At 70.8% G+C, this 15,160-nt stretch carries 16 protein-coding genes; 10 read left to right on the top strand and 6 right to left on the bottom strand.

The genetic code is table 11. The features are described 5' to 3' along the window. Positions 1-49: 49 nt before the first annotated feature. The 5 genes from OG385_RS30280 to OG385_RS30300 form a co-directional block, all read right to left on the bottom strand. Entirely contained in the window at positions 50-1,180 is a 1,131-nt protein-coding gene (locus OG385_RS30280; protein ID WP_266859511.1) for an acyl-CoA dehydrogenase family protein, read from the bottom strand. Positions 1,181-1,318: 138 nt separating this feature from the next. Then, positions 1,319-2,797 carry a PAS domain S-box protein gene (locus OG385_RS30285; RefSeq protein ID WP_266859513.1) on the bottom strand — a complete coding sequence of 493 codons (1,479 nt, stop codon included), beginning with the start codon at positions 2,795-2,797 and terminating at the stop codon, positions 1,319-1,321. A gap of 20 nt (positions 2,798-2,817) precedes the next feature. Then, on the bottom strand, positions 2,818-3,114 hold the full coding sequence (locus tag OG385_RS30290) for a hypothetical protein (RefSeq protein ID WP_266859515.1): 297 nt from the start codon (positions 3,112-3,114) through the stop codon (positions 2,818-2,820). A gap of 78 nt (positions 3,115-3,192) precedes the next feature. Then, entirely contained in the window at positions 3,193-3,846 is a 654-nt protein-coding gene (locus OG385_RS30295) for a response regulator transcription factor (protein WP_266859517.1), read from the bottom strand. Between the two features lie 169 nt (positions 3,847-4,015). Beyond that, complete coding sequence (locus OG385_RS30300; RefSeq protein ID WP_266859519.1) at positions 4,016-4,759, bottom strand: GntR family transcriptional regulator; 744 nt, start codon at positions 4,757-4,759, stop codon at positions 4,016-4,018. A 214-nt stretch (positions 4,760-4,973) separates the two neighbouring features. Between OG385_RS30300 and OG385_RS30305 the strand changes: the two genes are divergently transcribed. From OG385_RS30305 to OG385_RS30325, 5 genes are all read left to right on the top strand, one after another. Further along, a complete protein-coding gene (locus OG385_RS30305; protein WP_266859520.1) occupies positions 4,974-6,293 on the top strand; it encodes an amidohydrolase family protein in 1,320 nt (439 codons plus the stop codon). Beyond that, the gene (locus OG385_RS30310; RefSeq protein WP_266859522.1) at positions 6,290-7,792 is read left to right on the top strand and encodes an APC family permease; all 1,503 of its coding nucleotides are present in this window, start codon (positions 6,290-6,292) and stop codon (positions 7,790-7,792) included. Before OG385_RS30305 ends, OG385_RS30310 begins: the two co-directional genes overlap by 4 nt. 302 nt (positions 7,793-8,094) lie before the next feature. Next, positions 8,095-9,360, top strand: a complete 1,266-nt coding sequence (locus OG385_RS30315) for an amidase (protein ID WP_266859524.1) — start codon at positions 8,095-8,097, stop codon at positions 9,358-9,360. A gap of 36 nt (positions 9,361-9,396) precedes the next feature. Next, positions 9,397-9,978, top strand: a complete 582-nt coding sequence (locus OG385_RS30320; RefSeq protein ID WP_266859526.1) for a nuclear transport factor 2 family protein — start codon at positions 9,397-9,399, stop codon at positions 9,976-9,978. A gap of 38 nt (positions 9,979-10,016) precedes the next feature. Next, positions 10,017-10,565, top strand: coding sequence for a GNAT family N-acetyltransferase (locus tag OG385_RS30325; protein WP_266859528.1), 549 nt, complete (start codon positions 10,017-10,019; stop codon positions 10,563-10,565). A gap of 281 nt (positions 10,566-10,846) precedes the next feature. Here OG385_RS30325 and OG385_RS30330 read toward each other — a convergent pair whose 3' ends face one another. Further along, a complete protein-coding gene (locus tag OG385_RS30330; protein WP_266859530.1) occupies positions 10,847-11,077 on the bottom strand; it encodes a hypothetical protein in 231 nt (76 codons plus the stop codon). Between OG385_RS30330 and OG385_RS30335 the strand changes: the two genes are divergently transcribed. The 5 genes from OG385_RS30335 to OG385_RS30355 are packed head-to-tail and all read left to right on the top strand — an operon-like array spanning position 11,076 to position 15,141. Further along, positions 11,076-12,641 (top strand): NAD(P)/FAD-dependent oxidoreductase, encoded by a 1,566-nt coding sequence (locus OG385_RS30335; RefSeq protein ID WP_266859532.1) that lies wholly within the window; start codon positions 11,076-11,078, stop codon positions 12,639-12,641. The genes OG385_RS30330 and OG385_RS30335 overlap by 2 nt on opposite strands. A gap of 10 nt (positions 12,642-12,651) precedes the next feature. Further along, the gene (locus OG385_RS30340; RefSeq protein ID WP_266859534.1) at positions 12,652-13,122 is read left to right on the top strand and encodes a RidA family protein; all 471 of its coding nucleotides are present in this window, start codon (positions 12,652-12,654) and stop codon (positions 13,120-13,122) included. After that, positions 13,119-13,793: a DUF1028 domain-containing protein gene (locus OG385_RS30345; RefSeq protein ID WP_266859536.1), complete on the top strand. Its 675-nt coding sequence runs from the start codon at positions 13,119-13,121 to the stop codon at positions 13,791-13,793. Before OG385_RS30340 ends, OG385_RS30345 begins: the two co-directional genes overlap by 4 nt. After that, the gene (locus tag OG385_RS30350) at positions 13,793-14,938 is read left to right on the top strand and encodes a M20 family metallopeptidase (protein WP_266859538.1); all 1,146 of its coding nucleotides are present in this window, start codon (positions 13,793-13,795) and stop codon (positions 14,936-14,938) included. Before OG385_RS30345 ends, OG385_RS30350 begins: the two co-directional genes overlap by 1 nt. After that, positions 14,935-15,141: a hypothetical protein gene (locus tag OG385_RS30355; protein WP_266859539.1), complete on the top strand. Its 207-nt coding sequence runs from the start codon at positions 14,935-14,937 to the stop codon at positions 15,139-15,141. The genes OG385_RS30350 and OG385_RS30355 overlap by 4 nt, the downstream gene beginning before the upstream one ends. Positions 15,142-15,160 lie beyond the last annotated feature (19 nt).

Below are 15,160 nucleotides of genomic sequence, written 5' to 3' on the forward strand. Positions count from 1 at the left end.
GAACGCGTGACGGGAGACGCACCGACAGGAACGTGGGGGAGAAGAGGCGTCAGAGGTAGCCGGGGAAAGGCGTGACACCGGTGAGGACCGCGCCCGCGCCGTCGTACATGCCCTCCTGAAGGAAGGCATGCTGCGGGACGACAGAGGCATCCCGCAGATAGCGCTGCATGGGGCTGCCGTCGGTGATGGCGGGAATTCCGCACAACTGGTACGCGGAGCGCACCACTTCGAACGAGACCTTGGCGACGTGGGCCGACGCGAGGCGCAGCAGGCTGGTCTGTCCGGGCGTCGCCGGGTCGCCGGCCTCCACGCTCGCGTACACCTCCTCGGTCGTCTCGTAGAAGAAGGCGCGGGCGGACCGCAGTTCGGCCTCCGCCTTGCCGAGAGCGATGCGATAGGTGGCGCGGTCGGCGGGCTTGGGCGCGCCCGTGTAGCCGGCCCGGCCTCCTCTGGCGATGGCCAGGTCCAGCGCGGACCGGGCGACGCCGAGACCGACGACAGCCAGGACCTGCGCCGCGTAGGCGACGGCCGGATAGCGGTAGAGCGGCTCGTCCACGGTCGGTTCGCCGCCGCGGACGAACGTCCACTCCTCCGGCACGACGACGCCGTCGACCTTGAGGTCGTGACTGCCGGTGCCCCGCATACCCAGGACGTCCCAGTTTTCGACGATCTCGACCTGGGCGGGGTCCAGCAGCGCGGTACGGGGCCGTCCGGCGTGGTCGTCGCCGACGCTGATGCCTACGCCCAGAACGTCGGCTCCCTTGCAGCCACTGGCGAACTTCCACTGCCCCGCGATCCGGTATCCGCCGTCCGCGCGCTCGGCCTTCCGTACCGGGAAGAGACCGGCGGCGAAGGCCACATCCGGGCCGTCCGCGTACAGTTCCGCCTGCGTCGGGAGCGGCAGCGCCGCCAGATAGACCAGCGACGAGCCGAAGCTCGCAACCCAGCCGGCCGACGCGTCGACCTGCGAGATCCGCTCGATGCGGTCGAGGAATACGGCCGGTGGCAGCGCGTCTCCGCCGAAACGTCGCGGTACACCTGCGCGGTAGATGCCGGCCCGCTTGAACTCGGCGATCATGTCGCGCGGCACATGCCGGTGTTCTTCGAACTCGGACCGCCGTTCGGCCACCAGGGCGAGTACCTTCTCGAATTCCTTCCGGTCGCCGGAATGATCCGGCATCCGGGAATCCAGTATCGAGGTCAATGGAAACTCTCCTCGCGTTGACGGGTGGATTTCCTGTTCCACCGCGTTCTCACGCTATTCGCGTCGGCGAGGGCGTCGCAATCGGGGTTTTGCCGCGTCCTGTAGGGGATTCCCTTACTCGGAGAGCAGCGGCAGAGCGAAGCTGAACGCCGCGCCCCTGGGGGAATTCTCGGCGGCGTGGATCGTACCGTGATGGCGCGTGATGATGCGATGGCTCAGGGCCAGTCCGATGCCGCTTCCGTTCTCTTTCGAGGTGAATGCGCCATCGAATATCAGGCCGTCCGGGAATGCGGTAAGGCCTTGCCCGAGATCACGGACGGTCAGTTCGGCCAGGGAGCCGTTCCGCGCCGTTGAAACAGTCACCGACCGGCGATCCGCCGGCCAGCGCGTCATTTCCTCGATGGCGTTGAAGGCGAGGTTCATCACGACCTGTCCGATCAGGACTTTGTCACAGCGCACCGGAAGCGGGTCCGTGCTGGGCAGCCAGGCGACGGCCACCTCGCTCTGGCGTGCTCTGACGTCGATGAAGTAGAGGCAGTCGGTGACGATGTCATTGAGATCGATGAGCTGTTCCGACTGTTCCAGCCGTACGACGTACTGCCGCAGGCTCGAAAGGATCTGTGCCGCTCGGTCGATCTGGAGGGTGGCGTTCTTGAGGCCCCAGTCGAGCGCTTCGTGGTCGGCGCCGCCGCCCAGACGCCCGCGTACGCCCGCGACGAAGTTGTGCGCGGCGGCGATCGGCTGGCTCACCTCGTGGGCGATGGCCATCGCCATGTCGCCCATGGCGTTGTAGCGGGCCAGGTAGTTGAGGTACTGGGCGTCCCGGCGGTGCTCCTCCTCCACCTGGACGCGGTCGGTGATGTCGTGGAAGAGGAGGAGCAGGCCGCGCAGGTCGCTCTCGATGTCGATGTACTGCCAGCGGCCCGCGAACCAGCGTTTCCGGCCGTCGGCGGTGCGGAGCCGGTACTGCCCGTCCGTGGGCGGGCCGTCCCGCTCCGTCATGGCGAGTACCTCGCGCAACGCGGCGGCGGACTCCTCGTCGCAGAAGCGGGTGAAGTCACCTCCGGTGAGCTGCTCGGCCTCCAGATGCAGCAGGGAGCCCGCCGATGAACTCGCGTACAGCACACGGGCGTCGTCGTCGAGCACCACGATGCCCTCGTCGAGATTCCGCAGGAAGGTCTGCAGTCGGCTCTCGGTCCGCAGCAGGTCCAGGCGGGTTGCCTGCTCCGCCGCGATGTCGCGGAACTGGACCATCACCACAGGGCCCTGCGCCAGTTCCACCCGGAAGGCGATCGCCTCGGTGAGGATGTTCTCACCGGCCTTGGACCGGTAGCACCACTCGATGGAGCTGCTGCCGTGGTCGGCGGCCCGTTGCAGCCAGTCGACGCCGATCTCACGGGCGTACTGGTGCGCGTTGGAACTCATGTCGGGTGCCTTGAGCGGCTTCAGTTCGTCGAGGGTGAAGCCGAGCACGTCACACGCGGCGGGATTGGCCCAGAGGATGTCCTTGCTGACCGAGTCGTGCACCAGAACGCAGCACTGGAGGGCCGCGAAGAGCCTGCTGAAGTCCAGGGAAACGGGCTGCTCATGCACGCGGACCGGTCCTCCTCGTCTCACTGGCCCCACACGGCGGGCGCAGTCCAGTACTCGCTGCCGTCGGCGCTGACCCCGTGCTGCCAGGCAGCGGTGCGGCGCAGGGTCGGCTCGACCTTCGCAGTGGCGGCGTCCGCCCCTGCGGGACCGTCCTTCTCGACCTGCCAGTGCACCCAGTCGAGTTCGCGCCCCCGGCTGTCGTGGACGAACAGGTCCACATGATGCCAGCGGTACCCATGGGTGTCGGCGTAGCAGGTCAGCAGCATGCTCCGGCCGTCATCACCGGACTGCTCCGGTGTCTGTGCCGCCTTGCTCATCGTTGACAACTCCTGCCTCTCGTAGGTCCGTACGCGGTGGGGGCCACCGCCGGGCGCTGCGCGGAACCGCCCTTCGGTTCAGCGCGACGGCAGCTCCAGCCCGGCCTGGAGCACGTCCCGGACGAGGGTGGTGATGCTCACCGCCCCTGCCTTCTCGCGTATCCGCGTCCGGTGCACGTCGACGGTCTTCACGCTGATCCCGAGCCGGGACGCGATGCTCTTGCTCGGCAGACCGTCGGCGACCAGCCCGAGGATCTGCAGCTCGCGATCGGTCAGGCTGTCCAGACGTGCCCGGAGCTCGCTTTCCCGGGCCGAGCGGGCGAACCTCTCCCGTGCCGTCCGCAGCGTCTTCTGTACGACGTCGAGCATGTGCTGCGGATCGTAGGGCTTCTCCAGGAAGTCGACGGCGCCGTGCTGCAGGGCCCGTACCGACATCCTGATGTCACCGTGCGCGGAGACGAAGATGATCGGGACGGCCGAGCAGGTCCGGTTCAGCATGTCCTGCAGTTCGAAGCCACTGGCCTCGGGCATGCGCACATCCAGCACCAGGCAGGCCGGCTGCTGCGGGTCGTAGGACTGGAGGAACGCGCTCACGCCGGGAAAACAGACCGACCTGATGTGCACCGATTCCAGAAGCCAGGCCAGTGACGCGCACAGCTCCTGGTCGTCGTCCACGATGTAGACGACGCTGTCGTGCGCCGGCCCGTCCGCAAGGCTGCCGTTCGCTGTCACCCTCACCCCTAGAGGTCACTCGTTCCGGTCCGCCGAGGCTAGACAGCCGGGGGACGGGCGGGCAATGCGAGTTGTCCGCGCGCACCCCCGGGGAATCGCCCGGCGGTGTAAGGGTTTCCCCTACGCGGTGCTCGGACTGTCACGCGGTGCTCAGGCTGTCACGCGGTGCTCAGACTGGGCCTGCGACCGGCCCCGCGCCGGCGTCACCCGATCTGTCCTCCGCCGCGCTCCGCGCACCCGCGGCGGAGAAGTAGCGCAGGGCCGAATCGCGGGTGCCTGCCACGTGGCGCCTGGCCACTTCCTCCGAGCGGGGCGCGTCGTGCTCGCGGATCGCCTCGTACAGGCGCTCGTGTTCGCCGCACATGGGATCGCCGTCGTCGAGGTCGGATGTCAGGTGGAAGAGGCGGCGCAGGCGGGCGTCCAGGGGTGCCATCAGTTCCTGGAGGAGGGGGTTTCCCGACGCCTCGACGATCTGCTGGTGGAAGTCGGCGTTGCAGGTGACGGCCTGGCGCAGCCGGCCCGCGTCGGCGGCTGTGCGGCCTCGGGTCAGGAGGCTCTCCATCGTGCGCAGCTGGGCGGGCGTCGCATGGCGCGCGGCGAGTCCCGCCGCCAGGCCCTCCAGGCTTTCGCGGACGTCGAAGAGGTACGCGGCGTCCTGTGCGCCGAACTCCGTGACCACGGAGCCCCGCCGGGCCTGCACGGTGAGGAAGCCGTCCCGCTCCAGCCGCTGCATGGCCTCTCTCAGCGGGATGCGGGAGACGCCGAGCTGTTCTGCGAGGTCGCGCTCCACCAGTCGCAGCCCGGCCGCGTACGTTCCCTCGATGATCCGCTCCCGGAGTTCCGCGTAGACCCGTTCACGCAGGGACTGATGGGTCTCGCCGATCGTGGGGCGGCGGCCGGGGCGGATGGTCATCGAATCCTCTCGACTGACGTACGGGCCCGGCCATGACCGGCCCGGGGTTCATCCGATCATCGCAGACCGCGGAAACGAGTGGCGACAGACCATTGATTGGTATTCGGTATACCAGCTAACTTGTCAGTGCCCGCCTCCCACCAGCAGCGTTTCACCGGTCTTGGCACCGGCTGGTCAGTCGTGGCGGGCGTCGAACGAACAGTTGGAGGAAGACGTGTCGCAACCCGCCGACGCCCCGCCGGTACCGATCGCCCCCGAGGTCCTCAGGAACGCCACCCTGCCCGGCGGCCGGCGTGCCGACATCCATCTCGCCGACGGCCGTGTCAAGGCCGTGACGGACCCGGCTGTCTCCGGCAGGTCGGCCGCCCCCGAGCCCGCCGGTGTCGACGTCGGGGGCGCACTCGTCCTGCCCGCGCTCGTCGACGGCCACGCCCACCTGGACAAGACACTGTTCGGCGCACCCTGGCAGCCGCACCGCGACTCGGCAGGTCTGCGGGAACAGATCGCGAACGAACGGGCCCTGCGCGCCTCGGCCGACGTCCCCGTGGCGGACCGGGCCGCGGCCCTGGCGCATCGCATGGTGTCCCTCGGCACCGGCCATGTGCGCTCCCACGTCGACATCGACCCCGACGTGCGCCTGGACGGACTGCACGCGCTGCTGGAGGTGCGGGAGAAGTTCCGTGACCGGCTGGGGATCCAGCTTGTGGCGTTTCCGCAGAGCGGCGTGGTCAGCTCCCCGGGTGTCGCCGACCTCCTCGACGCGGCCCTCGCGGAGGGCGCCGACCTCATCGGCGGGCTCGATCCGGCGGGTTTCGACGGTGACGTGGACGGGCAGCTCGACATCGTCTTCGCACTGGCCGAGCGGCACGGCGCCGGGGTCGACATCCATCTGCACGACGGCGGCGTGACCGGCACCCGGCAGTTGCGCGCCATCGCGGAACGGACGGCGGCGCTCGGCCTCGGCGGGACAGTCACCGTCAGCCACGCCTACGCCCTCGGTGCGGTCGAAGGACCCGAACTGGACCGCACCGCCACTGCCCTGGCCACGGCCGGTGTGGCGATCATGACGAACGGGCCCCGGACTTCCATGCCGCCCGTCCTGCGCCTGCACGAGCACGGCGTCCTCGTCTTCGCCGGATCCGACAACATCCGCGACACCTGGTGGCCCTACGGCACGGCGGACATGCTCGAACGCGCCACCATCATCGGGCTGCAGGGCGACCTCATGACGGACGACGAGCTGCACCACGCGGCCTCGATGGTCACCGACCGGGCCGCCGCGGCCCTCGGGCTCGCCGGCTACGGCCTTGCCCCCGGCTGCCGCGCCGACCTGGTCGTCATCGCCGCCGGCGGAGTCCCGGAGGCCGTCGCGGCCCACCCGCGACGCCTGCTGGTTCTGCACGGCGGACAGGTCGTCGGCCCCGCACCCGAGGCGGACTTCCCCTCGTTCGCCGTACCGGGCGGCTCATCGTCCACGCCCCGCGCTCCGCTTGCCGGCCCGGGCGGCGCCGCTGCCCCGCGGGGGGCCCGATGAGCGCCCGGCCGCCCGCTGCCGACCGCGCACGTGAGGCACCCGGCAGACCTCAGTCCCCCGGCGCCGCCCACGAGAAGGGGGCTGGTCTCTCCGCCGGCCGGATCGGCACGTTCGACCTGGTCTTCTTCGTCGTCGCCGCGGCCGCACCGCTGACCGTGCTGGCCGGTGTGGCGCCCGTCGTGATCGGTATCGGCGGCCCCGGTGCGCCGTTGGGCTATCTGATCTCGGGCGCGCTGCTCGTCCTCTTCGCCGCCGGCTTCACGGCCATGAGCCTGCATGTGCGCAACGCGGGCGCCTTCTACGCCTACGTGGCCCGCGGCCTCGGCCGCACCACAGGTGTCGGAATCGCCTACGTCGCCGTCGTGTCCTACAACCTCATCACGCCCGGAGTGGCGGCGGCCGTCGGCTACTTCGCGGCCGGATCGGTGCACGACGCGACCGGAGCGGACATTCCGTGGTGGATGCTCTCAGCGGTCTGCGTGCTCGTCGTCGGTGTGCTCGGCTGGCTCAGGGTCACGCTCGGCGCCAAGGTCCTCGGTATCGCCCTCATCCTTGAGGTCGCGTCGCTCCTCGTCATGGACGGCGGCATTCTCGGCGGCCGCGGTACCGCCGCACTCGACCTGGGGTCCTTCGACCCGAGCACGCTCGCCACCGGCGGGATCGCCGGGATGTTCGTCATCGTCATCGGTGCGTTCACAGGCTTCGAGGCCACGGCCATCTACGCGGAGGAGGCACGCGACCCGGGCCGCACGGTGCCGCGGGCCACGTTCATCGCCATCGGCTTCCTCGCCGTCTTCTACTCGGTCGGCGTGTGGCTGATCATGGGCGCGTTCGGCACGGACCAGGCCGTGGCGCTGGCCCGTGGCGCGGCCGGCCCCGAACTCACCTTCAAGGCCGGCGAACTGTACGTGGGAACCTGGCTCGCCGACACGATGCACGCCCTCCTCATCGTGAGCGCCTTCGCCGCCACGCTCGCGTTCCACAACGCCGCCGCACGCTATCTGTACGCCCTCGGCCGTGAAGGCCTCCTGCCGCGGCGCCTCGGTATTGCCTCCGCACGACACGGCTCCCCAGGGGTCGCGGTGGGCGCCCAGACGGTCTTCAACCTGCTGGTGATCCTGGCCGGTGCCGCACTGGCAGCCGACCCGTTCTCGGAGGTCTTCATCTGGACCAATGGCACCGCGGTCCTCGGCATCATGGTGATGCAGGCGCTGGCCGCCCTCGCGGTGTGGGCCTTCTTCCGCCGGGACCGGCGGGGCATGCCGGCGTTGCGGGTGGTCTGGTGCCCACTGATCGCGTTCGCCGGTCTCACGCTCCTGGCCGTCCTCGCTGTCCTGCACTTCGACCTTCTGACGGGTGCGCCGGACGCGGTGAACGTGGCCCTCCTGGCGCCGCTGCCCGTGGCTCTGCTCGCGGGCGTGTGCGTCGCCCTGAGCATCCGGCGAAGGGACCCCGAGCGGTACGCCCAGCTGACGAACGTCGATGTCGAAAGGGACTGACGCCACGGGTCGACCGCCCGCGGCGAGCGGGCGGTCTCCGCGCTGAACCGGCTGAACCATCAGCCGGTACGCGCGTCTCCGCCGGCCGGTGCATACGACGCCGGGCCGGCTCCGGGAGCGGGCCGATCGGGAGCGGCCCCGCCCGGCGTAGGGGAAACCCTCAGCGGCGGCAGAGGAAATCTCCATACCGCAGACCCGCCACCGCGCCCTACCGTCGAGGTGCCCGGGGCCGGACCGGAACGCTGGGACGTGAACTGGCCCTCCGGCCCTTCGCGGGAGGCGTACGCCGAATGGGAGAAAGCATGAGTCTGTGGCAACCCTGGTCGCTGCGGGAGCTGGTACGGGACCTCGCCGCCGGGCGGACCACCGCGACGGCCGCGCTGGATCGGTCCCGCGCCCGCATCGCCGCGACAGAACCGGAGGTCATGGCCTGGGTCGGCCAGGCGGGCGACCCGGACGGCATCGCCACATCCGGGCCGCTGGCGGGCACCCCGTTCGGTGTCAAGGACATCATCGACGTCGCCGGCCGGTCCACCCGCTGCGGCTCGGCACTGCGCGCTGACGACGCTCCCGCAAGGGCGGACGCACCGATCGTCCGGGCCTGGCGCGACGCCGGAGCCACCGTCGTCGGGAAGACCGTCACCACCGAGTTCGCATACTTCGCCCCTGGCCCGACCCGTAACCCCGCCGCCCCGGGGCACACTCCCGGCGGCTCGTCCAGCGGTTCGGCCGCCGCGGTCGCCTGCGGTCACGTCCCGCTCGCCATCGGCTCCCAGACCGCCGGATCAGTCACCCGCCCGGCCTCGTACTGCGGTGTCGCGTCTCTGGTCATGACGCACGGACGGTTCCCCCTGGACGGTGTGGTCGGCCTCAGCCCCAGCTTCGACAGCCACGGGTTCTACGCGGCGGGCGCGACCGACCTCGCGGTCGCCTGGGAAGCCCTCACCGGCAGTGGGCCCGCGCCTTCCGGCCCCGCGCCCTCCGACCCCGCGGCGCCGCCCCGCGTACTGCTGTGGACGGCGGGGCCGATCGGCGGGCTGAGCGACGACATGCGGCAGGCGCTTGAGACAGCCGGCAAGCGGCTGGCTGCCGCGGGTGCCGAGGTGGAGGCCTTTCCCGAGGAGCGGCTCATCGCCGACGTGACGGCCGCGCATCCCGTGATCATGGCGTACGAGGCCGCACGCGAACGCGCCGCCGAACGCGCCGTCGCCGACCGGCTGAGCGCGCCGCTGGCGCTGTTGCTCCGCGACGGCGCCGCGACTTCGGACGCCGGTCTCGCGGCCGCCCGCAGCACTGTCGCAGCGGCCCGTCCCAGGATGGCCGCGCTGCTGGCGTCCTATGACGTCATCGTCGGACCCGCCGCCCTGGGCTCCGCCCCGGCCGGGCTGGACGCCACCGGAGACCCCGTGCTCAGCAGGGCCTGGCAGGCGCTGGGCCTGCCCGTTGTGACGGTGCCCGGGCTGTATGACACGGCAGGGCTGCCACTCGGAATTCAGGCGGTCGGCCCGGCGCACGGCGAATCCGGCCTGCTGGCCAGGAGCGCCTGGATCGAGGCGGTGCTGTCCTGAAGCCCGATGGGCGAGCGACACGAGAAGGAGCTGTCCGTGCGAGACGTGAAGGAGCCACCGGTGACCGGCCAGGACACGATTGCCGCGCTTGTACAGCGCATCGAGACACTGGAGGCCGAGGCCGATATCCGGCGGCTCCAGACGCGCTACATGTTCCTGTGCGACACGCCCTGCCCCGAGTTCGGTGTGCGGGACGACAGCCACCGTATCGACCTGATCATGGAGCTGTACGCGGAGGACGCCGTCTGGGAGGGCGTCGGCGAGTACTACGACGGCCAGTTCGGCCGCGCCGAGGGGGCCGCCCGGATACGCGCCCACTTCGAAGGGTTCTGGGGTGAGAAGCGGGACCCCGAACTCCTGCTGAACGCGCACTATGTGACGTCGGAACAGATTCATGTCGACGGGGCCGAGGCCACGGGCCAGTGGATCCACATGCAGCCGTGGCTCTTCGCCGACGGCACCGCGCTGTTGCGGTCGAGCCGTCTCAACAACGCCTTCCGGCGCATCGACGGCACATGGCGGATCACCCGGACCCGGACCGAGAACGTGTTCGTCGCGCCGCTGCCGCAGCACTTCACCGGTGACTTCCCGTCCGCCTCCGTGCTGATGCGGCCGTAGTGGAAGCGCGTTCGCGGGCGCGCGATAGGTTGCCGGCCATGACTGAACCAGGGTCCGTCAGCTGGCCACCTGCCCCGATCAGGACCGAGCGGCTCGTGCTCCGGGAGCCCGAGGCCCGGGACCGTGCGGCGTGCATCGAGCTGTTCACCTCGCCTGAGGTGGGCGCCTTCATAGGCGGGCCTCGGCCGCGTGATGAGCTGGAACGCACAGTGCCCGAGACGCCCGGGGGGCGCCCCGGCCTTTTCGTGATCGAGCTCGACGGAGCGATGATCGGCACCATCGAACTCAACCGGCGCGACGCCGCGCACCGGAGTCAAGTCCGTCCGGATGCCGGAGAGTCCGAGCTCGGCTACCTGTTCCTGCCGGAGGCGTGGGGGCGCGGGTACGCCTTCGAGGCGTGCACGGCTGCGCTCGGCTGGTTCGCCGACGCGCTACCCGGAGAGCCGGTGGTGCTCTGCACCCAGACCGCCAACGACCGCTCGATGCGCCTCGCGGCGAAGCTGGGCTTCACCGAGGTGCAACGGTACGAGGAGTGGGGCGCCGAGCAGTGGTTCGGCGTGTGGTCCCCGATCACGCCGTCCGGTTGAACTCCTGCTCCACGGCGCTGATTCACCAGACCGAGGGCGGTGGACCGACAGCCCTTCGCGCTGCTGGGGACGTTGTTCGGCGCATACGCCGAAACCGTCCCCGAATTCGCTCGCAGCTCTGCGACGCAGGCGCAACTCCGCACCCCGCGCAGCAATATGACGGGCCGTCGGAGCCTTCGGGGCTCCGACGGCCCGGTCGTGCTGTCGCTGCACGAGGCGTCGGCCACAGGTCGTGAGGGCTGTACCTGGAAGGCCGGCTCCTCCGGCGCAACGGGGTGATGTCACTCCACCGCGGAAGCCAGGCTGAGTACCGGCGCGGCCTGGTCGGTGAGCTGGTGCAGCTGGTTCAGTTCGTTCAGGTGGTTCAAGCCGGCCAGCTGATCCTTCACCTTCGGGAGCCGGGCGGCGTACGGCGCGGGGATGCCGGTCGTGGCGATGGCATCGAGCTCGCCGATGGGATTCAGCTTCGAGCCGGCCCGGCCGGACGAGTCAGCGGCGTGCGCCGACGACATGGCAAGGCACGGGAGGGCGGCGGCCAGAGCGAGGCATGCGGCAATTCGTCGTGTTGTGGTCATACATGTGCAAACGCGCCGATGCGTCTATGGACACGGCGCAGGCCGGCTGCGGCGTAGCGCCCCCGGAGTTCCTGAGGTTTCTGAATCTATAAATCAGATCGCCTGCAACGGAAACATCTGTTGGACAGAATTTCCGGCACGCCCCAGGATTTCCCGTGCGGTAGCGCAGTCAACGCGACACAGGGATGAACTACCGCCTGAGTGGAGGCTGAAAGTGCCAAGTGAAGAGACCGAAGTAGTCATCGTCGGGGCGGGCCAGGCGGGCGTGGCGATGAGTGAGCACCTGGGAGCCTGCGGCGTACCGCACATCGTCCTGGAGCGGCACCGTATCGCCGAGCGGTGGCGCTCGGAGCGGTGGGATTCCCTGGTCGCGAACGGGCCCGCGTGGCACGACCGGTTCCCGGGGCTGGAGTTCGCCGACGTCGACCCCGACGGCTTCGCGTCGAAGGGACAGGTCGCGGACTACTTCGCCGCGTACGCCGAGAAGATCGGTGCCCCGGTCCGGTGCGGTGTCGAGGTGACCTCGGTGCGCAAGCACGCCGGCCGGCCCGGCTTCCGGGTCGAGACGTCGGACGGCACCATCGACGCGCGCTTCGTCGTGGCTGCGACCGGACCCTTCCAGCGGCCCGTGATCCCGCCCATCGTCCCGGACGGCGCCGGCCCCGTGCAGATCCACTCCAGCGGGTACCGCAATCCGGAGCAACTGCCCGAGGGGGCGGTCCTCGTGGTCGGGGCGGGCTCATCCGGGGTGCAGATCGCCGACGAACTCCGCCGGTCGGGGCGCCAGGTCTTCCTCTCCGTCGGCCCGCACGACCGTCCTCCCCGCGAGTACCGCGGACGTGACTTCTGCTGGTGGCTCGGTGTGCTCGGGCTCTGGGACGCGGAGACGCCTCCGCAGGGTGCCGCACATGTCACCATCGCGGTCAGCGGCGCCCGGGGCGGCCACACCGTGGACTTCCGTGCCCTGGCCGGCACCGGCATCCAGCTCGTCGGCATGACCGCGTCCTGCGACGACGGCGTACTGCGCTTCGCGCCGGATCTCGCCACGAACATAGCCCTCGGCGACGCCAAGTACCTCGCACTGCTTCAGGCGGCCGACGCGTACGTCGAGCGCAATGGGCTCGACCTCCCCGAGGAGCCGGAGGCACATGTCCTCGGCCCGGACCCGGAATGCGTGACCGACCCGCTCCCGGAGCTCGACCTGGCCGGGGCCGGCGTCACCTCGATCGTCTGGGCGACGGGCTTCGCCACCGACTACAGCTGGCTCGACGTCGACGCTTTCGACGAGAACGGCCGGCCGGACCAGCGACGAGGAGTGTCCTCCGAACCCGGCGTCTACTTCGTGGGCCTGCCCTGGCTGTCCCGCCGCGGGTCGAGCTTCATCTGGGGCGTCTGGCACGACGCCAGGTACATCGCCGACCACATCACGACCCAGCGGGGCTACCTCGCGTACAGCACCACCGACCGGCCCGGCGCCGTGCCGGCGACCCGGCAGAACTGAGGAGCAGAAGATGACCTCCACGAGCAACGGCCGCCCGGCGAGGGGCCCGGTCACCGCGGGCGGGCACACCCGGATCAGGCCGTTCAACACCCGCGACACCTATCCCGAGCAGAACCTCGACAACGACCTCTGTCAGGCCGTCGTGGCCGGCAACACCGTCTACGTCCGGGGCCAGATCGGTCAGGACCTCGACACCAGCGAGTCGGTCGGAATCGGTGACGCCGGGGCCCAGGCCGAGCAGGCGATGGCCAACATCAAGATGCTGCTCGAAGAAGCGGGCAGCCGCATGGAGCACCTCGTCAAACTGACGATCTATCTGATCGACCCGCGCTACCGCGAGGCCGTGTACCGCACGGTGGGCCGCTGGACCAAGGGCGTGCACCCGATCTCCACCGGCATCGTGGTGTCCGCTCTGGCCCGTGCGGAGTGGCTGTGCGAGATCGACGCCGTCGCGGTGATCCCGGAGGGGGAGCGGTCATGACTTTCTCCCTGGTGGTCCGTGACGGCGAGCGGTTCGGTATCGCGGTCAGCTCGTCGAGCCCGGCGGTCGCGGCCCGCGTCGCCCATCTCGCACCCGGTGTCGGCGCGGCGGCGTCGCAGAACGTCACCGATCCCACCCTCGGCACGAGCCTGCTGGCCGGGCTCGCGGAACACGGCGACGGACAGCGCGCCCTGGCCGACGTCACCGGTGCGGCGCGGAACGCGAAGACCATCGGCTACCGGCAGTTGACGGTGCTCGGCCGCTCCGGCCCCGGATTCGCGTACAGCGGTCCGGGGACGCTGGGCACACACGCGTCGGCCACCGGGGACGGTGCGGTCGCGGCGGGCAACATGCTGTCGGGCGAACACATCCCGCAGGTGCTCCTCGACGCGTACACGACGGCCACCGGCGAGTTGGAAGAGCGTCTGATCGCCGCCCTGCGTGCCGCCGTGGCGGCCGGCGGGGAGGAAGGGCCGGTGCACTCCGCGGGCCTGGCGGTCGTCGCGGACGTGGACTGGCGGGTCACCGACCTGCGCGTGGACTGGGCCGACGACCCCGTCGACCGGCTCGCCGAACTCCTCGACGTCTGGCTGCCGCAGCGCGACGACTACGTACGGCGCGGACTCGACCCGCAGGCCGCGCCCTCGTACGGCGTCCTGGGCGATCTGTGATGGGCGCGCTGAAAGCGGCCGCCCGGCGCGAGATCGACCGCCAGGCCGACGAGCTGGTCGGTCTCTCCGAGCGGCTGCACGCCGACCCGGAGACGGCCTGGGAGGAGCACCGGGCCGCCGCAGCCGTGCCGGAACTGCTGGACCGCGCCGGATTCGAGGTCACCTCGTCCTACCTGGGCCTGGAGACGGCGTTCCTGGCCCGGTTCGGCAGCGGGCCCACGAGGATCGCGCTGTGCGCCGAGTACGACGCGCTGCCCGGCCTCGGCCATGCCTGCGGGCACAACCTCATCGCGGCGAGCTCCGTCGGGGCCGCGCTCGGTCTGGCAGCCGTCGCCGACGAAGCCGGCCTCACCGTGGAGGTCTACGGCACACCCGCCGAAGAAGGCGGCGGCGGCAAGATCGAGATGCTCGACCGGGGAGCCTTCGCCGGAGTGGACCTCGCCATGATGGCGCACCCGGCGCCGGTCGACGTCGCCGAGGCCCGTCCGTTCGCGGTCATCCACTCCAAGATCGCCTACACCGGGAAGTCCGCCCACGCCGCGGCCTATCCCGAAGCCGGGGTCAACGCGGCTGACGCCTTCACCGTGGCCCAGGTCGCGATCGGGCTGCTCCGGCAGCAACTGCCGCCATCGGCCCGCGTGCACGGCGTGGTGACCCACGCGGGGGACGCGCCGAACGCCATCCCGGACCGGACCACCGGCCGGTGGTACGTACGGGCGGAGACGCTCGCCGAACTGGCCGAGCTGGAACCACGCGTCATGCGGGCCTTCGAAGCGGGCGCCCTCGCGACCGGCTGCGAGCTGGAGATCGAACCGGAGAGCAAGCCGTACGCGGAGTTCCGCACGGACGAGACCGCTCTCGGGCACTACCGGGCGAACGCCCTCGCGCTGGGACGCGAGTTCGCGCCGCCCGGCCAGGCGGCACGGATGAACCGTGCCTCCACCGACATGGGCAACGTGTCGCAAGTGGTGCCGGCCATCCACCCCTACATCGGCATCGGATCGCTGCCGGCCACCAACCATCAGCACGAGTTCGCCGCGTTCTGCGTGGGCGGAAAGGCCCAGCGGGCTCTGCTCGACGCGGCGATCGCGCTGGCCTGGACCGGCCTGGACCGAAGCGGGGCGGCCGGGGGGACGAGGTCATGACGGGAGCGGCCGGCGCCGTGGCCACACGGATCGATCCCGTGCAGTGGACGACCCCGGTCGCCACCAGGCCCGGGCCCGGCCCGGCCGCTTCCCCCGTCGGCCGGTTCGACGGCATGCGCCGCGGCCGTCAACCGCTGCTCACCGCCGCCCGGTGCCGCGCCGGCACCCCCGGCGCACCGGCCGGGCCGGCCCCGCCCCCCTGACCGGCCTGCCCGCGCTCCG

The sequence above is a fragment of the Streptomyces sp. NBC_01306 genome (assembly GCF_026340465.1).
GTDB lineage: Bacteria > Actinomycetota > Actinomycetes > Streptomycetales > Streptomycetaceae > Streptomyces.